General features: G+C 71.8%; 20 protein-coding genes. 11 read left to right on the top strand and 9 right to left on the bottom strand.

Going from position 1 to position 20332, the window contains the following annotated elements:
• Positions 1-120: 120 nt before the first annotated feature.
• Positions 121-1158, top strand: coding sequence for an NlpC/P60 family protein (locus tag ACQP09_RS02630; RefSeq protein ID WP_433395654.1), 1038 nt, complete (start codon positions 121-123; stop codon positions 1156-1158).
• A 12-nt stretch (positions 1159-1170) separates the two neighbouring features.
• Here the strand turns inward: ACQP09_RS02630 and ACQP09_RS02635 are convergent, their stop codons facing one another.
• The 4 genes from ACQP09_RS02635 to ACQP09_RS02650 all read right to left on the bottom strand — a co-directional run bounded on the left by ACQP09_RS02635 (position 1171) and on the right by ACQP09_RS02650 (position 3937).
• Positions 1171-2073, bottom strand: coding sequence for a M56 family metallopeptidase (locus ACQP09_RS02635; RefSeq protein WP_433395656.1), 903 nt, complete (start codon positions 2071-2073; stop codon positions 1171-1173).
• Positions 2070-2438: a BlaI/MecI/CopY family transcriptional regulator gene (locus tag ACQP09_RS02640; RefSeq protein ID WP_433395658.1), complete on the bottom strand. Its 369-nt coding sequence runs from the start codon at positions 2436-2438 to the stop codon at positions 2070-2072. Before ACQP09_RS02640 ends, ACQP09_RS02635 begins: the two co-directional genes overlap by 4 nt.
• Before the next feature lie 110 nt (positions 2439-2548).
• Complete coding sequence (locus tag ACQP09_RS02645; RefSeq protein WP_433395660.1) at positions 2549-3211, bottom strand: DsbA family protein; 663 nt, start codon at positions 3209-3211, stop codon at positions 2549-2551.
• 81 nt (positions 3212-3292) lie between these two features.
• On the bottom strand, positions 3293-3937 hold the full coding sequence (locus ACQP09_RS02650; protein WP_433395662.1) for a hypothetical protein: 645 nt from the start codon (positions 3935-3937) through the stop codon (positions 3293-3295).
• Positions 3938-4219: 282 nt separating this feature from the next.
• On the opposite strand from ACQP09_RS02650, the gene ACQP09_RS02655 reads away from it, so the two are divergent.
• Positions 4220-5581 (top strand): NAD(P)/FAD-dependent oxidoreductase, encoded by a 1362-nt coding sequence (locus tag ACQP09_RS02655; RefSeq protein ID WP_433395664.1) that lies wholly within the window; start codon positions 4220-4222, stop codon positions 5579-5581.
• A gap of 40 nt (positions 5582-5621) precedes the next feature.
• Here ACQP09_RS02655 and ACQP09_RS02660 read toward each other — a convergent pair whose 3' ends face one another.
• A complete protein-coding gene (locus ACQP09_RS02660; protein WP_433395666.1) occupies positions 5622-7157 on the bottom strand; it encodes an ATP-dependent DNA ligase in 1536 nt (511 codons plus the stop codon).
• Positions 7158-7213: 56 nt separating this feature from the next.
• Complete coding sequence (locus ACQP09_RS02665) at positions 7214-8005, bottom strand: metal-dependent hydrolase (protein ID WP_433395668.1); 792 nt, start codon at positions 8003-8005, stop codon at positions 7214-7216.
• 77 nt (positions 8006-8082) lie between these two features.
• On the opposite strand from ACQP09_RS02665, the gene ACQP09_RS02670 reads away from it, so the two are divergent.
• The gene (locus ACQP09_RS02670) at positions 8083-10656 is read left to right on the top strand and encodes a DEAD/DEAH box helicase (protein ID WP_433395670.1); all 2574 of its coding nucleotides are present in this window, start codon (positions 8083-8085) and stop codon (positions 10654-10656) included.
• Between the two features lie 34 nt (positions 10657-10690).
• Positions 10691-11557, top strand: a complete 867-nt coding sequence (locus tag ACQP09_RS02675) for an acyl-CoA thioesterase (protein ID WP_432149944.1) — start codon at positions 10691-10693, stop codon at positions 11555-11557.
• A gap of 32 nt (positions 11558-11589) precedes the next feature.
• Here the strand turns inward: ACQP09_RS02675 and ACQP09_RS02680 are convergent, their stop codons facing one another.
• The gene (locus ACQP09_RS02680) at positions 11590-11856 is read right to left on the bottom strand and encodes a DUF6011 domain-containing protein (protein ID WP_433395671.1); all 267 of its coding nucleotides are present in this window, start codon (positions 11854-11856) and stop codon (positions 11590-11592) included.
• 201 nt (positions 11857-12057) lie between these two features.
• Here ACQP09_RS02680 and ACQP09_RS02685 point away from each other — a divergent pair, with 201 nt between their 5' ends.
• From ACQP09_RS02685 to ACQP09_RS02695, 3 genes are all read left to right on the top strand, one after another.
• Positions 12058-13023 (top strand): DUF389 domain-containing protein, encoded by a 966-nt coding sequence (locus tag ACQP09_RS02685; RefSeq protein WP_433395673.1) that lies wholly within the window; start codon positions 12058-12060, stop codon positions 13021-13023.
• A gap of 137 nt (positions 13024-13160) precedes the next feature.
• Positions 13161-13685, top strand: a complete 525-nt coding sequence (locus ACQP09_RS02690) for an N-acetyltransferase family protein (RefSeq protein ID WP_433395675.1) — start codon at positions 13161-13163, stop codon at positions 13683-13685.
• A 58-nt stretch (positions 13686-13743) separates the two neighbouring features.
• A complete protein-coding gene (locus ACQP09_RS02695) occupies positions 13744-14232 on the top strand; it encodes a glutathione peroxidase (RefSeq protein WP_404070685.1) in 489 nt (162 codons plus the stop codon).
• 53 nt (positions 14233-14285) lie between these two features.
• Here the strand turns inward: ACQP09_RS02695 and ACQP09_RS02700 are convergent, their stop codons facing one another.
• Positions 14286-15512 (bottom strand): acyl-CoA dehydrogenase family protein, encoded by a 1227-nt coding sequence (locus tag ACQP09_RS02700; protein WP_433395677.1) that lies wholly within the window; start codon positions 15510-15512, stop codon positions 14286-14288.
• Between the two features lie 186 nt (positions 15513-15698).
• Between ACQP09_RS02700 and ACQP09_RS02705 the strand changes: the two genes are divergently transcribed.
• On the top strand, positions 15699-16373 hold the full coding sequence (locus ACQP09_RS02705) for a TetR family transcriptional regulator (protein WP_433395679.1): 675 nt from the start codon (positions 15699-15701) through the stop codon (positions 16371-16373).
• Positions 16374-16427: 54 nt separating this feature from the next.
• Here ACQP09_RS02705 and def read toward each other — a convergent pair whose 3' ends face one another.
• Complete coding sequence (gene def, locus ACQP09_RS02710) at positions 16428-16973, bottom strand: peptide deformylase (RefSeq protein WP_432149950.1); 546 nt, start codon at positions 16971-16973, stop codon at positions 16428-16430.
• Between the two features lie 113 nt (positions 16974-17086).
• Between def and ACQP09_RS02715 the strand changes: the two genes are divergently transcribed.
• From ACQP09_RS02715 to ACQP09_RS02725, 3 genes are all read left to right on the top strand, one after another.
• On the top strand, positions 17087-18325 hold the full coding sequence (locus ACQP09_RS02715; RefSeq protein ID WP_433395681.1) for a MurT ligase domain-containing protein: 1239 nt from the start codon (positions 17087-17089) through the stop codon (positions 18323-18325).
• A 34-nt stretch (positions 18326-18359) separates the two neighbouring features.
• On the top strand, positions 18360-19088 hold the full coding sequence (locus ACQP09_RS02720) for a type 1 glutamine amidotransferase (protein ID WP_433395683.1): 729 nt from the start codon (positions 18360-18362) through the stop codon (positions 19086-19088).
• A gap of 143 nt (positions 19089-19231) precedes the next feature.
• Entirely contained in the window at positions 19232-20257 is a 1026-nt protein-coding gene (locus tag ACQP09_RS02725; RefSeq protein ID WP_018516056.1) for a 6-phosphofructokinase, read from the top strand.
• Positions 20258-20332: the final 75 nt, after the last annotated feature.

The raw sequence follows: 20332 nt of genomic DNA on the forward strand, positions 1-20332 counted from the left end.
GGAGGAACTCCGGCCGACCGGGAGGCGCTTGGAACCCAGCCACTAAGTTGATTAGTATGCGTGGCCCAGCCTCCGCACGGCCCCTCGGTCGGCGGCCCGAGGAAGAAGGAGCCCGCCCCAGTGGCCTCCCACCGTCGTCCCAAGCAGCCCGGCAACGGCTACGCGTCCGTGCTCACGGCGACCGCCGCGGTGAGCGTGGCGCTCTCCGCCTCTCCGGCGTCCGCCGATCCGCTGCCCGATCCCAACAAGAAGGGCGTGCAGGCGCAGATAGACCGCCTCCACGAGGAGGCGACGCAGGCCACGGAGAAGTACAACGGGGCGAAGGAGAACGCGGAGAAGCTGCGGAAGGAGGCCGACAACCTCCAGGAGGCGGTGGCCCGCAAGCAGGACGACCTCAACGAGCTGCGGCGCGGCCTCGGTTCGGCGGCCGCCGCGCAGTACCGCAGCGGCGGGATCGACCCGTCGGTGCGGCTGCTGCTCTCCTCCGACCCGGACGCGTATCTGGACGAGGCGGCGGTCCTGGACCGGCTGAGCGCACGCCAGTCGCAGGCCCTCCACCGCTTCCTCTCCGAGCAGCGCGCCCTCCAGCAGCAGCGCACCCAGGCCGGTACCAAGCTCGCGGCCCTCCAGGACACCCGGAAGGAACTGGGCGACCGGAAGAAGGAGATCCAGGGCAAGCTGGCCGAGGCGCAGCAACTCCTCAACACGCTGACGGCCAAGGAGCGCGCCGAGATCGCCGCCAAGGAGGAGCGCGCCAACCGCTCCAGCGCGCGGGTCGAGCTCGGCAACGAGGCCAGCGCCTCGGGCATCACGGCAGCGGCCTTCGCGGCGGCCAAGTCCCGGGTCGGCATGCCGTACGTGTGGGGGGCGACGGGCCCGGGGTCGTTCGACTGCTCGGGGCTGACCTCCTGGGCGTTCCGCCAGGCAGGCGTCAACCTGCCGCGCACCTCGCAGGCGCAGGCCGACGCCGGGACCCGGATCAGCTCCCTGAGCGCGCTCAAGCCCGGCGACCTCGTCATCATGCGCACCGACCTGAGCCATGTCGGCTTCTACGCCGGGAACGGCCAGATCCTCCACTCGCCGAAGCCGGGTGCCGTGGTGCGCTACGAGTCGATGGCGCGCAGCGGGATGCCGTTCATGTGGGGCGTACGGATCTGACGCAGGCGCCCGTCACCCGAGTCCGGCGTGGCAGGTCAGCAGGACGGGGAGCAGCGGAGCCATGAGGGCGCCGGTGCCGACCGTGCAGCGCAGGGCGGGATGCGCGCTGCGGGGCGGCACCAGAACGCGCTTGAGGCGGATCACCACCGTCTCGCCGCCGACCGCGAGCGTCCCGCGCGGCGCCCGGCCGGCGGCGAGGGTGAACATCGCCGTGGCCAGCGCGTGGTGCGGCGAGCGGCGCAGGGCGCGGTCGTCGGCGGCCATCTCCAGCAGCAGCGGGATCTGCTCGCGCAGGTGGCGGGCCAGCGGCAGCGCCGGGAAGACCCAGGCGAAGGCGTGGGCAGCCGCGATGAGCAGGTGGTGGCGGCCGTGGATGTGGGCCTGTTCGTGTTCGACGACGGCGCCGAGCTCGTCGCGCGAGAGGGCGTCGACGGCGCCGCTGCTGAGGACGACCCGCGGGCGGCGGCCCGGCAGGCAGTACGCGGCGGGCTCGGCGTGCTCCACCACCGTGGCCCGCAGCAGCGCCGAGGGCCGGCCCACCTTGTCCAGGACGTCGCGGTGCCGGGCGCGGGCGGCGTACGCCCGTACGGCGTGGAAGGCGAAGCCGGACAGGTGCGCGGCGAGCAGGACGGCGAGCGCCACGAGGCCCCAGGACGGGCCCGTACCTCCGTCGGGTTCGCCGCCGAGCCCCAGGGCGGCGCGGCAGGAGTAGAGGATGCCGTGCAGATGAGCACCTGGTGTGGTGAGGTGCGCGGCGGCCAGCTGGACGCAGAGCGAGAAGGACGCCGCGAGCGCGAACCAGACGCCGACCGCCAGCAGCGGTGAGCGCTGCGGCCAACCGCTGCGGAGCAGCAGGCGCGGGGCCAGCACGCCGACGGCGGCCGCGTAGCCGAGGAAGGCGGGGGCGGCGTTCACAGCTCGCCGTCCCGGCCCGTCGCGCGCAGCGCCTCACGCAACGCGGCGACCTCCTCGTCGGTCATCCGCTCCACGAAGTGGACGAGGGCGGCCGAGCGGTCCCGGCTCGCTCCCAAGGCGTCCTCCATGAGGGCCGCCGCGTACGCCTCACGGCTGCGCACCGGCGTGTAGAGCCAGGCCTGCCCCTGCTTCCGCCGGGTCAGCCAGCCCTTGTTGTAGAGGATCGTGGCCACGGTCATCACCGTCGTGTAGGCGGCGGGGCGGCGGAGGTTGATGTCGTCCACGACCTCGCGGACCGTCGCCGGTCGGTCCCAGGTCCACAGGCGGTCCATGATCTCGGCCTCAAGCTCTCCGAGCCGTCGCATGCCCCGTCCCTACTTCCGTCCCGCGCCCTCTTCATGCGCCCGCGTTCACATACTAGGTTCGCGCGGCGGCTTCAGGAGCACGGACCGTATGTGCTCCTGAAGCCGTCGCCTCACCCGCGCGCGAGCCGCTTCTCGATGAGCGCGCGGAACTCCTCGTACGAGCCGGGGTTGGGGATCCTGAGCCCGTCGACGAAGAACGTCGGTGTGCCCTGGACACCGAGGCCGAGGCCGTCGCGCTGGTCGGCCTCGATCCGCTCGGCGGTGGCCGGGTCGTTCAGCGCGGCGGTGAACTTCTCCATGTCGAGGCCGAGTTCCTCGGCGTACGTGCGGAAGAGGGCTTCCTTGGACTCGTCGGCCTCGCCCCACTGCGCCTGGGTGGTGAAGAGCTTGCCGTACATCTCCTCGAACTTGCCCTGCCGGGCCGCGGCCTCCACCGTACGGGCGGCGAGCTGCGCGTTCTTGTGTCCCGGCATCGGGAAGTAGCGGGCGATGAAGGTGACCCGGCCCCCGTACTCCTCGCGCAGCTTCTCCACGGCCGGGTACACCGCTCCGCACGCCTCGCACTCGAAGTCCAGGAACTCCACCACCGTCAGCTCGCTCCGCTCCGGCGAGGTGAGCCGGTGGCTGGAGGCTCGTACGGGCTGGGCCTGGGCGGCGGGTTCGACGTCCGCCATCCCCCGGTCGCGGTCCTCGGGTGCCAGCAGGAGGAAGGAGCCGAGGCCCGCGGCCAGGGCGGCCAGGATCACCGCGGCGACGATCAGATGCTTCTTCATGGGTCGTGCGTCCTCATGGATGGGGCCGGACACGGCGGTGGTCGGGTGCCCGGCGGGGCAGGACGGGCGTGGCGAGGCCCGTCAGGGCAGGCAGGGGCCGCCGACCGGCATCGGCCGGAGGAGCGGCGGCCCGGGCGGCGGGGCCCGCCCCGATCGCAGCCGCGCGAGGACGGCGGACTTCGGCCGCCGCGTACGCTCTCGGTGCCTTCGCCGCGCCCCATGGACGCGGGGTTCGCAGGCCGGCGGCCGTACGAAGGCCAGGAGGCGGCCGACCGCCGCCAGCAGGGGCCGGCCGCGCCCGAGCAGCAGCTCCGTGAGGCCGAGGGCGCGGGCCGCGACGAGCAGCGCGACCAGCTGTCCGGAGAGCAGCACACCCGAAGGGACATGGGTGCTCGCCACGTGCCCGGTCCAGAGCGGCACGCCGCCCGCGCCCACCGCACGGCAGACGCCGGGCAGCGCGTACGCCAGGTGGTACGCCAGCTGCGAGACGGCCAGGACCGCGACGACCTGGGTGTCCGACAGACGCCGCCGGGTCAGCACCACCGCCGCCGGAACCGCGACCACCGCGACCGCGGCGACGACGGCCCACACCGGGGCCTGGCAGCGGGCGAGCAGATGAGCGGCGAGCGGCAGCGACACGCACAGCACGGCGAGCGACCCCGCCCGCAGCCCGCGCACCATCCCGGCCGCCGTTGCGGCGGGGCGCGAGGCGCGGAGCGGTGGCATACCAGGGGCTTTCGAGGAGTCGGGGCGGCTGCGGAGGGCTTGCGCCGCACGGCCGCGCGCGCACCCGCAGCGTACTCGCCGCGCCTTCGCCTCCCTTCGACGGGATGGGAGCGACCGGTCCGCCGATGTGACCGTGGCGCTCCTCCGGTCCACCGTGCGGCGGCCCGTTCACCACCGCCGGGAGGCGGACCGGGGTGCATCCGGTGAGGATGAGGAGTGCATCGGCCGGTATACGGGGCAGGCGAGCGCAGAACCACGCAAGCCCGAGAAGGGACGCAGACCGTGGCACCACCCAGGATTCTCGTCGTCGGCGCCGGCTTCGCAGGTGTCGAATGTGTACAGCGGCTGGAGCGCAGGCTCGCTCCGGGCGAGGCCGACATCGCGCTCGTCACGCCGTTCTCGTACCAGCTCTACCTACCACTGCTGCCCCAGGTGGCCTCCGGTGTGCTGACCCCGCAGTCGGTCGCCGTCTCCCTGCGCCGCAGCCGCCGCCACCGCACCCGGATCATCCCCGGCGGAGCGATCGGCGTGGACACGAAGGCCAAGGTCTGCGTCATCCGGAAGATCACGGACGAGGTCGTCAACGAGCCGTACGACTACATCGTGCTGGCCGCGGGCAGCGTGACCCGGACGTTCGACATCCCCGGGCTGCTGGACCACGCGCGCGGGATGAAGACGCTGGCGGAGGCGGCGTACGTACGCGACCACGTCATCGCGCAGCTCGATCTGGCCGACGCCAGCCAGGACGAGGCGGAGCGGGCCTCGCGGCTCCAGTTCGTGGTGGTCGGCGGCGGTTACGCGGGCACGGAGACGGCCGCCTGCCTGCAACGGCTCACCACGAACGCGATCCGGCACTATCCACGGCTGGACCCGAGGCTGATCAAGTGGCATCTGATCGACATCGCGCCCAAGCTGATGCCGGAGCTGGGCGACAAGCTGGGGAAGGCCGCCCTGGAGATCCTCCGCAAGCGGAACATCGAGGTGTCGCTCGGGGTCTCCATCGCCAAGGCCTCCGCCGAGGAGGTGACGTTCACCGACGGCCGGGTGCTGCCCTGCCGGACGCTGATCTGGACCGCCGGAGTGGCCGCCAGCCCGCTGATCGCCACGCTCGGCGCGGAGACCGTACGCGGCCGGCTCGCCGTGACCCCGCAGCTGAAGCTGCCGGGTTCGGACGGGGTGTTCTCGCTCGGCGACGCGGCGGCGGTGCCCGATCTGGCCAAGGGCGACGGGGCGGTCTGTCCGCCGACCGCTCAGCACGCGATGCGCCAGGGCAAGGTGATGGCGGACAACCTGATCGCCTCGCTGCGCAACCAGCCGCTCAAGGACTACGTCCACAAGGACCTGGGTCTCGTCGTGGACCTCGGCGGCAAGGACGCGGTCTCCAAGCCGCTCGGCATCGAGCTGCACGGGCTGCCCGCGCAGGCCGTGGCGCGCGGCTACCACTGGTCGGCGCTGCGGACGAACGTCGCCAAGACCCGGGTCATGACGAACTGGCTGCTCAACGCGGTCGCCGGTGACGATTTCGTACGGACGGGGTTCCAGGCGCGCAAGCCGGCGACGCTGCGGGACTTCGAGTACACGGGCGCCTATCTGACGCCCGAGCAGATCAAGGAGCACACGGCGTCGGCGACGATCAAGCACTGAGCACCGGCTCCGAGCCGCGCCCCGTCCCCCGGGGCGCGGCTCAACGCTGTCGTGAGAGGACCGTCTCCACCGTGTCGGCCTCCTGGGCCGTCTTGTCCTCGCGGTAGCGCAGGACGCGGGCGAAGCGGAGGGTGACACCGGCCGGGTAGCGGGTGGAGCGCTGGAGGCCGTCGTAGGCGATCTCCACGACGAGTTCCGGGCGTACGGTCACCACGTGCCCGTTCTCCTCGGTCGCCAGCTCCCGCAGCTTCTCGGTCTGCCACTCCAGCAGCGCGTCGGTGAGCCCCTTGAAGGTCTTGCCGAGCATCGCGAAGGTGCCGTCGGGCCGGCGCGCGCCGAGGTGGAGGTTGGAGAGCTTTCCCGTACGCCGTCCGCTCCCCCATTCGGCGGCCAGCACCACCAGGTCCAGGGTGTGCACCGGCTTGACCTTCAGCCAGGACGCGCCCCTACGGCCCGCGCTGTAGGCGGCGGCCAGGTCCTTGACCACAACGCCTTCGTGGCCCCGCTCCAGGGTCTCGGCGAGGAAGGCTTCGGCGGCCCGGCGGGCGTCCGCGTCCGCAGGGTCCGGAACCAGCGCGCGCCGGACCCGCAGGGTCTCGGGGACCAGCCGGGCCAGGGCGGCGTGGCGCTCGGCGAAGGGAAGGTCGAGCAGCTCCTCGCCGTCGGCCGAGAGGGCGTCGAAGAAGACGGGCACGATCGGTACGCCGGCGGCCGCGGCGGCCACGTCCCGGCGCGAGCCCACCCGGGCGGCGGTCTCCTGGAAGGGGCGCGGCCTGCCGTCCTCCCCCAGCGCGATCACCTCGCCGTCCAGGATGAAGCGCCCGGTCTCCAGCGCGGCCACGGCGGTGACGAGTTCGGGCAGCCGGTCGGTGATGTCGTCGAGGGTGCGGGTGTAGGCGCGGACCCGGTCGCCGTCCCGGTGCACCTGCACGCGGATGCCGTCGAGCTTCTCCTCCACCGCGCACGGGCCCAGCTTGTCGACGGCATCCGTGACGGAGGCGGCGGTGTGGGCCAGCATCGGCTGGACGGGCCGGCCGACGGTGAGCCGGAAGGCGGCGAGCGCTTCGGGCCCGTCCGCGAGGAGGGTCCGGGCCACCTCCTGGAGCGATCCGGCGAGCATCACGGCCCGGCGGACGTCGGCGGGCGGGGCCTCGGCGGCCTTGGCCAGCGCGTCGGCGGCGACGGCGTCCAGGGCACCCTGGCGGACCTCGCCGGTGAGCAGGGCCTTCAGGAAGCGCTGCTCGTCCTCGGTGGCGGCGGCGAAGAGCGCGCGCAGCCGGTCCCGGCGCAGGGCCTGGGAGCCGGTGCCGGAGATCGCGGCCAGCGCGGTCAGCTCGGCGTCGACGCCGGTGACGGTGAGCGTGGGCTCGGCGGCGGGTTCGACGGGGTCCCCGAGGGAACGCCAGCCGACGCCGATGCGGCCCTGGGGGAGCCGTCCGGCGAGGTACGGGATGACGACGGGCACGTCGTCGGGTCCGGCGTCCCGGAAGAGCGCGGCGAGGAGGGCCACCTTCTTGGACCGGGCGGAGGTGGCGGCGACCTCCAGGGAGACCTGGGCGAGCTCGGCGAGCAGCATGCGGCCATGGTGCTACGGGGCCGGCCGGACCGCCTGCCCGCGACACAGCCGCCGGGTCATATGAAGTTGAGGGCGGCGGCCGCTCCCACTCCCCCGAGCACCATGAACGCGGGCATCAGCAGCTTGATCTCCACCCAGCTGCCGGCCCGGAACCGCATGAACTTCGGAGGGCCGAGCGGGTACCAGCGCTTGCCGCCGATCGGCAGCGGCCACAGGATCGGGCAGCCCGAGACGGTCAGCGCGTCCCCGATGTCGTGGACCAGGGCGCCGAGCACGATCGGCAGGCCGAGCCACATGTACTCCTGGCCGGGAGCGTCGAAGAGCCAGCCCGCGCCGTTGCCGGGCTGGTCCAGGACGCCGGCCAGGATCCAGGCGCTGGTGGCACCGAGCAGCCAGACGAGGACGTCGCTGGAGGCCCGGGCGGCCCGCCAGAGCAGGCCCTCCACCGCGAGCACCAGGTGGACGAAGAGGATCGCGAGGACCGCCCAGCGCCCGCCGTTGATCGCGGCGAAGGAGCAGCCGGCCCCCATCAGGACGGCGAAGAACCAGGTGTGGGTCAGTGTCCGGTGGCCACCGGTGCGGCGGGGGTCAGCCGTGCTCTTGGTGGCCTTGTAGACGGCGTACGAGAGCTTGTCGGTGATCTCGCAGAGCCCTTTGGAGAGCGGGCCGAAGGCGCGCGAGATGGTGGCCGACTTGTGGTCGAGGTCCGGGGCGAGCGCGGCTCCCGCGCAGATCAGCGCCCCGACGACGAGGACGGGCCAGGGCATCGTGTGGCCCGCCGCGGCGGCCGCCGCACCCACCCCCAGCCAGGCCGCTGCCCCTGACAGAGAGTGTGCCGGTCCCATCATGGCTTGTTCCGCCCCCAGAGCATGGTGCGCCCATCACCGGTGCGGCGCGGGCTGGTTGAGTGCGCAGCGTATCGCCCATGATCTTCCTGGTGCCCGCCGGTTCCCTCATCCGGTCCGAAGGCAGGCAAGATGGGGGCGTGACCCTCATCGACCAGCTCCCCCAGACCGCCGACCCCGACGCCCTCTTCGAGGCCTTCTCGTCATGGACCGAGAGCCAGGGCATCACGCTGTATCCGGCTCAGGAGGAGGCGCTGATCGAGGTGGTGTCCGGGGCGAACGTGATCCTTTCCACCCCGACCGGCTCGGGCAAGAGCCTGGTGGCGGCCGCCGCGCACTTCACCGCGCTGGCCCAGGACAAGGTGACGTTCTACACCGCGCCGATCAAGGCGCTGGTCTCGGAGAAGTTCTTCGACCTGTGCAAGCTCTTCGGTACCGAGAACGTCGGCATGCTGACCGGTGACGCCTCGGTCAACGCGGACGCCCCGGTGATCTGCTGCACGGCGGAGGTGCTGGCCTCCATCGCGCTGCGCGACGGGAAGTACGCCGACATCGGCCAGGTCGTGATGGACGAGTTCCACTTCTACGCCGAGCCGGACCGGGGCTGGGCGTGGCAGATCCCGCTGCTGGAGCTGCCGCAGGCGCAGTTCGTGCTGATGTCGGCGACGCTCGGCGATGTCTCGATGTTCGAGAAGGACCTGACCCGCCGCACCGGCCGCCCGACCTCCGTGGTGCGCTCGGCGACCCGTCCGGTGCCGCTGAGCTACGAGTACCGCTTCACGCCGATCACCGAGACGCTGACCGAGCTGCTGGACACCCGGCAGTCGCCGGTCTACATCGTGCACTTCACCCAGGCGGCGGCGGTCGAGCGGGCGCAGTCGCTGATGAGCATCAACATGTGCACGAAGGAGGAGAAGGAGAAGATCGCCGATCTGATCGGCAGCTTCCGCTTCACCACCAAGTTCGGCCAGAACCTCTCCCGTTACGTGCGCCACGGCATCGGCGTGCACCACGCGGGCATGCTGCCCAAGTACCGCCGCCTGGTGGAGAAGCTGGCGCAGGCGGGTCTGCTGAAGGTGATCTGCGGGACGGACACGCTCGGCGTCGGTGTCAACGTACCGATCCGTACGGTGCTGTTCACGGCGCTCACCAAGTACGACGGGACCCGGGTGCGGACGCTGCGGGCGCGGGAGTTCCACCAGATCGCCGGGCGGGCCGGGCGGGCCGGGTTCGACACGGCCGGGTTCGTCGTGGCACAGGCCCCCGAGCACGTCATCGAGAACGAGAAGGCCGTCAAGAAGGCGGGCGACGACCCGAAGAAGAAGCGGAAGGTGGTCCGTAAGAAGGCGCCCGAAGGGTTCGTCGCCTGGTCGGAGACCACGTTCGACAAGCTGATCCAGTCCGAGCCGGAGCCGCTGAGCTCCCGCTTCCGGGTCACGCACACGATGCTGCTCGCGGTCATCGCGCGTCCCGGCAAGGCCTTCGAGGCGATGCGGAGCCTGCTGGAGGACAACCACGAGCCGCGCCGGGCGCAGCTGCGGCACATCCGGCGGGCCATCGCCATCTACCGTTCGCTGCTGGACGGCGGGGTGGTGGAGCAGCTGGAGACGCCGGACGCCGAGGGGCGGATCGTGCGCCTCACGGTCGACCTCCAGCAGGACTTCGCGCTGAACCAGCCGCTGTCCACGTTCGCGCTGGCCGCGTTCGACCTGCTGGACGCCGAATCGCCGTCGTACGCACTGGACATGGTCTCGGTCGTCGAGTCGACGCTGGACGACCCCCGGCAGATCCTGGCGGCCCAGCAGAACAAGGCGCGCGGCGAGGCCGTGGGGCAGATGAAGGCCGACGGCGTCGAGTACGAGGAGCGGATGGAGCGGCTCCAGGAGGTCACGTACCCCAAGCCGCTGAGCGAGCTGCTGTGGCACGCGTACAACGTGTACCGCACGAGCCACCCGTGGGTGAACGACCACCCGGTGTCGCCGAAGTCGGTGATCCGGGACATGTTCGAACGGGCCATGACCTTCACCGAGTTCACCTCGCACTACGAGCTGGCCCGGACCGAGGGCATCGTGCTGCGCTACCTGGCGAGCGCGTACAAGGCGCTGGAGCACACGATCCCGGACGACGTGAAGTCCGAGGACCTCCAGGACCTGATCTCCTGGCTCGGCGAGATGGTCCGCCAGGTGGACTCCAGCCTGCTGGACGAGTGGGAGCAGCTGGCCAACCCCGAGGTGGAGACGGCCGAGCAGGCGCAGGAGAAGGCGGACGAGGTCAAGCCGGTCACGGCCAACCCGCGCGCCTTCCGGGTGCTGGTGCGCAACGCGATGTTCCGGCGGGTGGAGCTGGCCGCGCTGGACCGGGCCGGTGCTCTGGGCGAGCTGGACGGCGACTCCGGGTGGGACGAGGACGCGTGGGGCGAGGCGCTCGACGCGTACTGGGACGCCCACGAGGAGATCGGCACCGGCCCGGACGCGCGCGGCCCGAAGCTGCTGAAGATCGAGGAGGACCCGGCGCACGGGCTGTGGCGGGTCTGGCAGGCGTTCGCCGACCCGGCGGGCGACCACGACTGGGGCATCAAGGCCGAGGTGGACCTGGCCGCGTCCGACGAGGAGGGCCGGGCGGTCGTCCGGGTCACCGAGGTCGGACAGCTGTGAGCGGATCCCCGACGCGGAACTGGAGAGGTACGGCATGACGAATCCGGCCGAGCGCCTGGTCGACCTTCTCGACCTGGAACGGATCGAGGTCAACATCTTCCGCGGCCGCAGCCCGGAGGAGTCCCTGCAACGGGTCTTCGGCGGCCAGGTCGCGGGCCAGGCGCTGGTGGCGGCGGGCCGGACGACCGACGGGGAGCGGCCGGTGCACTCGCTGCACGCCTACTTCCTGCGCCCGGGCCGTCCCGGCGTACCGATCGTCTACCAGGTCGAGCGGGTCCGCGACGGCAGGTCCTTCACCACGCGCCGGGTCACGGCCGTCCAGGAGGGCCGGACGATCTTCAACCTGACGGCGTCCTTCCACCGTCCCGAGGAGGCCGGCTTCGAGCACCAGCTGCCGCCGGCCCGGATCGTCCCCGACCCGGAGGAGCTGCCGACGGTCGCCGAGGAGGTACGCGAACACCTCGGCGCGCTGCCGGAGGCGCTGGAGCGGATGGCCCGCCGCCAGCCCTTCGACATCCGCTACGTGGACCGGCTGCGCTGGACGAAGGACGAGATCCAGGACGCCGATCCGCGCAGCGCGGTGTGGATGCGCGCGGTGGGCCCGCTGGGCGACGACCCGCTGGTGCACACGTGCGCGCTGACGTACGCGAGCGACATGACGCTCCTGGACGCGGTCCGCATCCCGGTGGAGCCGCTGTGGGGCCCGCGCGGCTTCGACATGGCGTCCCTGGACCACGCGATGTGGTTCCACCGGCCGTTCCGGGCGGACGAGTGGTTCCTGTACGACCAGGAGTCGCCGATCGCGACGGGCGGGCGCGGTCTGGCGCGCGGCCGGATCTACGACCGTGCGGGTCAGCTGCTGGTGTCGGTGGTGCAGGAAGGGCTGTTCCGGCGGCTGTAGTACGGCCCGTGTTGCTGTGGTGCGGCCCGTGTTCACGTGCCCGGCAGCGTGTCCTGGTCGACCTCGTGGCGGCGGGTGCGGATGTCGGGCGGTGCGGGGTGCAGTTTGGCGTCGCAGGAGGGCCCGAGGCCCGTGCGGCGGGAGTCGGCGCCGGTGAGAGGGCGGCCGCAGAGGCGGCAGCGGACCAGGCGGCGGGTCGGGGCGTCCTCGGCCGCCGGGTCCGGTGCGAGGGCCCCGTCGGCCCCGGACAGCGGTTGGGCCCCGGGCAGCGGTTCGGGGAGGGTATCGGGAGTGTCCACGCCCCGATCCTCCCAGTACGGCCGCGTGGCCGCCCGAGGGGGCGGCGGGCTCCACGGTCGGCGGATGCCCGGTTTGCCGAACGGGGCCGGGGCCGCGTTACTGGAGTGACCCCCGTGCCGCCGGCCGGGCGGAGTTCCGTCCCACGGAGCCGGATCCGGAGCCGGAACTGAAGCCGCAGCCGGAGCCGCGGAGGTAGCGGTATGGACATGATCCACATCCGCGCGGTGAGCCCGCCCGACCTCACCGACGAGGTCGTCGCCCTGCTCGCGGACGATCCGTGCGTGCTCAACCTGATCTTGCAGCGGGCCGCCGCGCGCCATCCGGACGGCGACTCCATCGCCTGCGACATCCTGACCGGGGCGGCCAACGAGGTCCTGCACCGGCTGCGGACCCTGCGGGTGGACCAGCGGGGCTCGCTGGTCATCGAACCGGTGGACATGGCCTTCGCGAGCGCGGCCGCGGAGGGCGGACGGCGGGCCCTCGGACCGCTGCGAGGGGCGCCGGTCTGGGAGCAGGTCGAGGCACGGATCCGGGCGGAGGGCCGGTACCGGCCGAGCTTCTACCTCTATCTCGTCATCGCGGGAATGATCGGTTCGGTCGGCATCGTCACCAACTCGCAGATCCTGATCGTGGCGGCCATGGTCGTCGGGCCCGAGTACGGGGCGATCGTCGCCGTGGCGCTCGGGATCGACCAGAAGCACGGCGCCATGGTGCGGCGCGGCCTGTTCGCGCTGGGGACGGGCTTCCTTCTGACGATCGCCGTCACCTTCCTGTTCAGTCTCCTCATCCGTGGCTTCGGCCTGGAGTCGGACGCGTTCGACCGGGGACTGCGCCCCGTCTCCAACCTGATCAACACACCGAACTTCTTCTCCATCGCCGTCGCCACCCTGGCCGGGATCGTCGGGATCGTGTCGCTGACCGAGGCCAGGACGAGCGCGCTGCTCGGCGTGTTCATCTCCGTCACGACGATCCCCGCCGCCGCCGACATCGCCGTCTCCACCGCGTTCACCAGCTGGCCCGACGCCTGGGGTTCGCTCGTCCAGCTCGTGGTGAACATCGTGGTGCTGATCGTGGTGGGCGCGGCCGTGCTCAAGATCCAGCGGGCGGTCTGGCAGCGGGTGGGCCTCCGGCGCGCCCATCACGCGGGCCCGGAGAAGGGGACCTGACCTCTTCGGGGCACGCCTCCCGCATATCGGGGAGACCATGCGGATAGGAAACCTACGGCGGAGGAGCCGGATCACGTCGGCGTCCGGCCCCGGTCCGTCCCCCTCCCGACTGTTCAGCTGTGAAAGGACCCCTGCGCATGACCGAGATCGTCCACGTGAGCGGCCCCGAGCTGGTCACGTACGCCGATGCGATGGCCGAGCTGCTCGTGGAGACCGTCGAGGAGGGCTCTTCGGTGGGCTTCCTGGCCCCGCTGGACCGGGAGAAGGCCGCCGTCTGGTGGCGGGAGCGCGCGGGCGCCGTGGAGTCCGGTGAGGTCTCCATCTGGATCGCCCGGGAGGGGGGCCAGGTCGCCGGGACCATCGCGCTGGTCCGCGCGCCGCTGCCCAACGCCCGCCACCGCGCGGAGGTCGCCAAGCTGATGGTCCGCCCCGCCGCCCGCGGCCAGGGGCTCGGGCGGGCGCTGCTGGAGGCCGTGGAGGCGTACGCGGAGGTGGAGGGCATCACGCTGCTGATCCTGGACACCGAGAGCGGCAGCCTGGCCGAGCAGGTGTACTGCAAGGCGGGGTGGACGGAGGTCGGCTCCGTACCGGGATACGCGGCCGATCCGGCGGGCAGCCTCAAGCCGACCACCTTCTACTACAAGGAGCTCGCCGGTCCGTGAGCGGCGGACCGCGAGCGGCACAATGAGCACCACACGCGATGATCAGGGAGAGAGCTTCATGACGCTGCACGACATTCCGCTGCACACCCTCACCGGCGAGCCGACCACGCTGGGCGCCTGGAGCGGCCGGGCCGTCCTGCTGGTGAACGTGGCGTCCAAGTGCGGGCTCACGCCGCAGTACGAGGGCCTGGAGCGGCTGCAGCAGGCGTACGGGGACCGGGGGCTGACCGTGCTCGGCGTGCCCTGCAACCAGTTCGCCGGGCAGGAGCCGGGGAGCGCGGAGGAGATCGAGACCTTCTGCTCGACGACGTACGGCGTCACCTTCCCGCTCCTGGAGAAGACCGAGGTCAACGGGGCCGGCCGGCACCCGCTGTACGCGGAGCTGACGAAGCTGGCGGACGCGGACGGTGAGGCCGGGGACGTCCAGTGGAACTTCGAGAAGTTCGTGATCTCGCCGGCCGGTGAGCCGGTGGCCCGGATCCGCCCGCGCAGCGAGCCGGAGTCGACGGAGGTCGTGGCGGCGATCGAGGCGCAGCTGCCGGGCTGAGCGGTGGCATGAAAGGGGGCCGTCCCTGGACGGCCCCCTTTTGCGTATGTCCGCTAGCGGATCGGCATGCCCGACAGCGTGCGCGCGATCACCAGGCGCTGGATCTCGCTGGTGCCCTCGAAGATGGTGTAGATCGCGGCGTCCCGGTGCATCCGCTCGACCGGGTACTCGCGGGTGAAGCCGTTGCCGCCGAGGATCTGGATGGCCTGCGCGGTGACCTTCTTGGCGGTCTCGCTGGCGTACAGCTTGGACATCGAGCCCTCGGCCGAGGTGAACGGCTTGCCGGTGGTGGCCATCCAGGAGGCACGCCAGACCAGCAGCCGGGCCGCGTCGATCTGTGTGCGCATGTCGGCGAGCTGGAAGGCGATGCCCTGGTTGTCGATGATCGGGCGGCCGAACTGGCTGCGCGTCTTGGCGTAGTCGAGCGCGACCTCGTACGCCGCCCGGGCGGTGCCCACGGCCATGGCGCCGACGGCCGGGCGGGAGGCCTCGAAGGTGGCCATCGCCGCGTTCTTGACCCGCTCACCGCCGGCCTTGGCGCGCTCCCGGGCGCGGGCGAGGCGCTCGTCGAGCTTCTCCTTGCCGCCGAGCAGGCAGTGGCCGGGGACGCGGACGTCCTCCAGGACCACCTCGGCGGTGTGCGAGGCCCGGATGCCGTGCTTCTTGAACTTCTGGCCCTGGGAGAGGCCGGGGGTGTCCGGCGGCACGATGAAGGAGGCGTGGCCCTTGGAGCCGAGGTCCGCGTCGACGACGGCGACGACCACGTGGACGTTGGCTATGCCGCCGTTGGTCGCCCAGGTCTTGGTGCCGTTGAGGATCCACTCGTCCTTGGCCTCGTCGTACACGGCCCGCGTCCGCATGGAGGCGACGTCGGATCCGGCGTCGGGCTCGGAGGAGCAGAAGGCGGCGACCTTCACGTCGTTCGCGTCGCCGTACATCTGCGGGATCCAGGTGCCGATCTGCTCCTCGGTGCCGTTGGCGAGGACGCCGACGGCCGCCAGGCCCGTACCGACGATGGAGAGGGCGATACCCGCGTCGCCCCAGAACAGCTCTTCCATGGCCATGGGGATGCCGAGCCCCGTAGGGTCGAAGAACTGCTGGGCGTAGAAGTCGAGGGAGTAGATGCCGACCTTGGCCGCCTCCTGGATGACGGGCCAGGGCGTTTCCTCACGCTCGTCCCACTCCGAGGCCGCGGGGCGGATGACGTCCGCCGCGAAGCCGTGGAGCCAGTCACGGACCTGCTTCTGGTCATCGTTGAGATCGAGCGTGAACTCGGCCATGTTCCCCTCCATGCAGTGCCGTGAAAAGCATGCGTTACTTGCGGTAACCGCAGTCTGTTACCGGACAGTAGACGCTGTCAACCGCCTCGGAGCTGATCGACAAGGGCGCCGGGCGTGGTGTTACGTTGCGCAGGCGCGAAGAAGCAGTCGTGAAGAAATCGCATGGCCAGGGGCGGGAGAGACCACATGGAGACCACACGCGGCGCCGAGCGGCAGCGGACCGCGGCCGAGGCCCGCCGCCGTGAGCTGCTCGAAGCGGCGGACCGGGTGGTGCTCAGGGACGGCCCGCAGGCCTCCATGAACGCGATCGCCGCCGAGGCCGGCATCACCAAGCCCATCCTCTACCGCCACTTCGGGGACAAGGGCGGCCTCTACCGCGCGCTGGCCAAACGCCACACCGACGCCCTGCTCAGCGCCCTGCGCGCGGCCCTGGACGCGCCGGCCGAGCGCCGCGCCCGGGTCGAGGCCACGCTCGACACCTACCTCGCCGCGATCGAGGCCCGCCCGCAGGTCTACCGCTTCCTGATGCACCCCTCCGACGACTCCGCCACCTCGGCGGAGGTGGCCCTCTCCGCCGAGCAGGGCTTCGACGTCGGCCGCCACTCCGCCCCGCTGCTGCGCCGCCTCGGCGAGGAGCTGGGCCAGGTGATCGCCGAGCGCGTGGACCTCGGGCCCGACAGCGAGCAGATGGCGCGCATCTGGGGCCACGGCATCGTCGGCATGATGCACGCGGCGGGCGACTGGTGGCTCGCCGACCGGCCCTGCTCGCGCGAGCGGCTGGTGCGCAGCCTCGCCGACCTGCTGTGGGGCCGACTGGCGGAGGCGGGCGACCGCGACGTGAAGGGCGGGCCGGGGTTCTAGACCCGTCACGTCACTCCCGTACGAGAGCGGGCCGGGGTTCTGGCCCCGTACGCCTCAGGCTTTACGGGCCCACGGCGCCCGGCGCGCCGCCCGCAGCGCCCGGGACCGCCGCAGCCCGGTCAGCCGGTCGGTGTAGACCCGGCCCTCCAGGTGGTCGCACTCGTGCTGGAGGCACCGGGCGAACCAGCCCGTCCCGGCGATCCGCACCGGCTCGCCCGTCATCGTCAGGCCCTCGACGACCGCGTGGTCGAAGCGTTCCGTGCCCGCTTCCAGACCCGGAAGTGACAGACATCCCTCCGGTCCGCGTACGGTGAGTCCGTCCGCCTCGACCAGTTCGGGGTTGACGACATGTCCCAGATGACGGACGTCGTCGTCGTCCGGGCAGTCGTAGACGAACACTTTGAGCGGGACGCCGATCTGGTTGGCGGCGAGCCCGACACCCTGCGCGGCGTACATCGTGGCGAACATGTCCTCGACCAGCCTCGCGAGCGACGGTCCAAAATCCGTCACGTCCTCACAGGCGCGGTGGAGCAACGGGTCGCCGAGCAGACTCATCTCACGGACGAGTCCGGAACTGCCGGGGATCGGGCGGTTTCGCATGGCGGCAAGCGTACGTTCCGCCGCGGTCCGCCAGTTCCGTGGTGCCGCGGTGCGGTCGTTGCGACAGACATCGATAGGCTGGGCGCGGACCGATGCAAGGAGGATCTAGGACGATGGCAGGCAACACGGAGCCGTTGTCGCCGCGGGCCAAGCTGGCCGTGACGGCGGGCAAGGCCGCGGCGGCGGTGTCACGCGCCGCGGGGCGGGGCAGCGGATCGGTGATCGGCGGCCGGGTGGCGCTCAAACTCGACCCCGACCTGCTGGGGCGGCTGGCGCAGCACCTGGACGTGATCCTCGTGTCGGCGACGAACGGCAAGACGACCACCACCCGGCTGATCGCCGAGGCACTGCGGGCCGCCGGGCCCGTCGTGTCGAACGCGCTCGGCGCGAACATGCCCGCGGGCATCACCTCGGCGCTGGCCGGCGGCTCGGACGCGAAGTTCGGCGTGATCGAGGTCGACGAGAAGTACCTGGCCGGTGTCGCCCGCGACACCACCCCCAAGGCGATCGCACTCCTCAACCTCTCCCGCGACCAGCTGGACCGCGCGGCCGAGACCCGGATGATGGCCGAGCACTGGCGCGAGGGCCTCTCCGGCTCGAAGGCCGTGATCATCGCCAACGCGGACGACCCGCTGGTCGTCTGGGCGGCCTCCTCCTCGCCGAACGTGGTGTGGGTGGCGGCCGGTCAGGCGTGGAAGGACGACGCCTGGTCCTGCCCGTCCTGCGGCGGCGTGATGCAGCGCCCCGGCGACGACTGGTTCTGCGGTCAGTGCGGCTTCCGCCGTCCCGCGCCGAGCTGGGCGCTCAACGGTGACTACGTGCTGGACCCGCACGGTTCGGCCTGGCCGATCCACCTCCAGCTGCCCGGCCGCGCGAACAAGGCGAACGCCACCAGTTCGGCCGCCGTCGCCGCCGTCTTCGGAGTGCCGCCGCAGGTCGCGCTGGAGCGCATGTACCAGGTGCAGGCGGTCGCCGGACGCTACGACGTGGTGAACTTCAACAACCGCGAGCTGCGGCTGCTGCTGGCGAAGAACCCGGCCGGCTGGCTGGAGACGTTCTCGCTGATCGACCCGCCGCCGACGCCGGTGATCCTCTCCGTCAACGCGCGCGGCGCCGACGGCACGGACACCTCCTGGCTCTGGGACGTGGACTACACCCAGCTCGCCGGCCACCCGATCTTCGTGCTCGGCGACCGGAAGCTGGACCTCGCGGTCCGCCTCGAAGTCGCCGGTCTCGACTTCCGGGTCTGCGAGAACCTCGACGAGGCCGTGCAGTACGCGCCGCCCGGCCGTATCGAGGTCATCGCCAACTACACCGCCTTCCAGGATCTGCGCCGTCGTGTCGGCAACTGACCCCGGCCCCGGCCACCTCCGGAGAGGACGAAGCATGAGCAACAACGGTCTGCGTCTGGTCTGGGTCTACCCCGACCTCCTCAGCACCTACGGCGACCAGGGCAACGCGCTGGTCGTGGAGCGGCGGGCCCGGCAGCGCGGTCTGGACGTGCAGCGCGTGGACGTGCGCAGCGACCAGCCGGTGCCGACGTCCGGTGACATCTATCTGATCGGCGGCGGCGAGGACCGGCCGCAGCGCCTGGCGGCGGAGCGGCTGCGCCGCGACGGCGGGCTGAGCCGGGCCGCGTCCAACGGCGCGATCATCTTCTCGGTCTGCGCGGGTTACCAGATCCTCGGCCACGAGTTCATCAACGACCTCGGTGAGCGCGAGCAGGGTCTCGGCCTCCTCGACGTGGTCTCGACCCGCGGCGAAGGTGCCCGGTGCGTCGGCGACGTCCTGGCGGACATCGACCCGCACCTCGGTCTGGAGGCGCTGACCGGGTTCGAGAACCACCAGGGCGTCACCCATCTCGGCCCGACGGCACGGCCGTTCGCCCGGGTGCGGTTCGGCCGGGGCAACGGCACCGGGGACGGCACGGAGGGCGCGTACAACGACACGGTCTTCGGGACGTACATGCACGGTCCCGTGATGGCCCGCAACCCGCAGATCGCCGACCATCTGCTGAAGCTGGCGCTCGACGTGAACGCGCTGCCGCCGACCGACGACCGCTGGTACGAGGCGCTGCGCACGGAGCGGATCGCGTCGGCGACACAGCCCGCCTGATGAGGGGTTTTCCGCTCGGTTGAGCGGAGTCCAGCAGGCGGACGGACGGTTCGGTCCCGCCACCCTGCGCCGGTAGGGTGGCGGGGATCCAACCGGACGACGTGGTCCGGTCGTCGACTCAACGTTGCAAAGGTTTTCGGGCCATGCGCATTGGCGTACTCACCTCCGGCGGCGACTGCCCCGGCCTCAACGCCGTCATCCGTTCCGTCGTGCACCGCGCGGTGGTGGACCACGGTGACGAGGTCATCGGCTTCCACGACGGGTGGAAGGGCCTGCTGGAGGCCGACTACCGCAAGCTCGACCTCGACGCGGTGGGCGGCATCCTGGCCCGCGGCGGCACGATCCTCGGCTCCTCCCGGGTCCAGCCCGCGCATCTGCGCGACGGTGTGGAGCGGGCCCGCGGCCACGTCGCCGACCTCGGCCTCGACGCCATCATCCCGATCGGCGGCGAGGGCACGCTGAAGGCGGCCAACCTCCTCTCCGAGGCCGGACTGCCCATCGTCGGCGTCCCCAAGACCATCGACAACGACATCGCCTCCACCGACGTCACCTTCGGCTTCGACACCGCCGTCGGCGTCGCGACCGAGGCGCTGGACCGCCTCAAGACCACCGCCGAATCGCACCAGCGCGTGCTGATCGTCGAGGTCATGGGCCGTCACACCGGCTGGATCGCCCTGCACTCCGGCATGGCGGCCGGCGCGCACGCCATCGTCGTGCCCGAGCGCCCCTTCGACATCGACGAGCTGACCGAGCTGGTCGGCAAGCGCTTCTCGGCGGGCAAGAAGTTCGCCATCGTGGTGGTCGCCGAGGGCGCCAAGCCGCGCGAAGGCTCCATGCAGTTCGAGCAGGGCGTGAAGGACATCTACGGCCACGAGCGGTTCGCCGGGGTGGCCACGCAGCTCTCCGGTGAGCTGGAGCAGCGGCTCGGCAAGGAGGCCCGCCCGGTCATCCTCGGCCACGTCCAGCGCGGCGGCACACCGACCGCGTACGACCGCGTCCTGGCCACCCGGTTCGGCTGGCACGCGGTGGAGGCGGCGCACCGGGGCGAGTTCGGGATGCTGACCGCGCTGCGCGGCACCGACATCGTGATGGTCCCGCTGGCGGAGGCGGTCGAGACGCTGAAGACGGTCCCGGCCGAGCGGTACGCCGAAGCGGAGTGCGTACTTTAGTTCGCCGCTCCTCCAGAACTGCCCCCGGCCGCGAGCGCGGCCGGGGGCAGTTCTACGCTGTACCGGACAACCGGC

It is taken from the genome of Streptomyces sp. CA-146814 (assembly GCF_050942385.1).
Taxonomy (GTDB): domain Bacteria; phylum Actinomycetota; class Actinomycetes; order Streptomycetales; family Streptomycetaceae; genus Streptomyces.

Excerpts from the sequence above, each read along its gene's own strand:
- ACQP09_RS02665 (WP_433395668.1), bottom strand. The coding sequence starts at position 8,005 with ATGATGGGACCGGCACACTCTCTGTCAGGGGCAGCGGCCTGGCTGGGG.
- ACQP09_RS02705 (WP_433395679.1), top strand. The coding sequence starts at position 15,699 with ATGGAGACCACACGCGGCGCCGAGCGGCAGCGGACCGCGGCCGAGGCC.
- ACQP09_RS02640 (WP_433395658.1), bottom strand. The coding sequence starts at position 2,438 with ATGCGACGGCTCGGAGAGCTTGAGGCCGAGATCATGGACCGCCTGTGG.
- ACQP09_RS02700 (WP_433395677.1), bottom strand. The coding sequence starts at position 15,512 with ATGGCCGAGTTCACGCTCGATCTCAACGATGACCAGAAGCAGGTCCGT.
- ACQP09_RS02695 (WP_404070685.1), top strand. The coding sequence starts at position 13,744 with ATGACGCTGCACGACATTCCGCTGCACACCCTCACCGGCGAGCCGACC.
- ACQP09_RS02720 (WP_433395683.1), top strand. The coding sequence starts at position 18,360 with ATGAGCAACAACGGTCTGCGTCTGGTCTGGGTCTACCCCGACCTCCTC.
- ACQP09_RS02715 (WP_433395681.1), top strand. The coding sequence starts at position 17,087 with ATGGCAGGCAACACGGAGCCGTTGTCGCCGCGGGCCAAGCTGGCCGTG.
- ACQP09_RS02650 (WP_433395662.1), bottom strand. The coding sequence starts at position 3,937 with ATGCCACCGCTCCGCGCCTCGCGCCCCGCCGCAACGGCGGCCGGGATG.
- ACQP09_RS02690 (WP_433395675.1), top strand. The coding sequence starts at position 13,161 with ATGACCGAGATCGTCCACGTGAGCGGCCCCGAGCTGGTCACGTACGCC.
- ACQP09_RS02725 (WP_018516056.1), top strand. The coding sequence starts at position 19,232 with ATGCGCATTGGCGTACTCACCTCCGGCGGCGACTGCCCCGGCCTCAAC.
- ACQP09_RS02645 (WP_433395660.1), bottom strand. The coding sequence starts at position 3,211 with ATGAAGAAGCATCTGATCGTCGCCGCGGTGATCCTGGCCGCCCTGGCC.
- ACQP09_RS02685 (WP_433395673.1), top strand. The coding sequence starts at position 12,058 with ATGGACATGATCCACATCCGCGCGGTGAGCCCGCCCGACCTCACCGAC.
- ACQP09_RS02670 (WP_433395670.1), top strand. The coding sequence starts at position 8,083 with ATGATCTTCCTGGTGCCCGCCGGTTCCCTCATCCGGTCCGAAGGCAGG.
- ACQP09_RS02675 (WP_432149944.1), top strand. The coding sequence starts at position 10,691 with ATGACGAATCCGGCCGAGCGCCTGGTCGACCTTCTCGACCTGGAACGG.
- ACQP09_RS02660 (WP_433395666.1), bottom strand. The coding sequence starts at position 7,157 with ATGCTGCTCGCCGAGCTCGCCCAGGTCTCCCTGGAGGTCGCCGCCACC.
- def (WP_432149950.1), bottom strand. The coding sequence starts at position 16,973 with ATGCGAAACCGCCCGATCCCCGGCAGTTCCGGACTCGTCCGTGAGATG.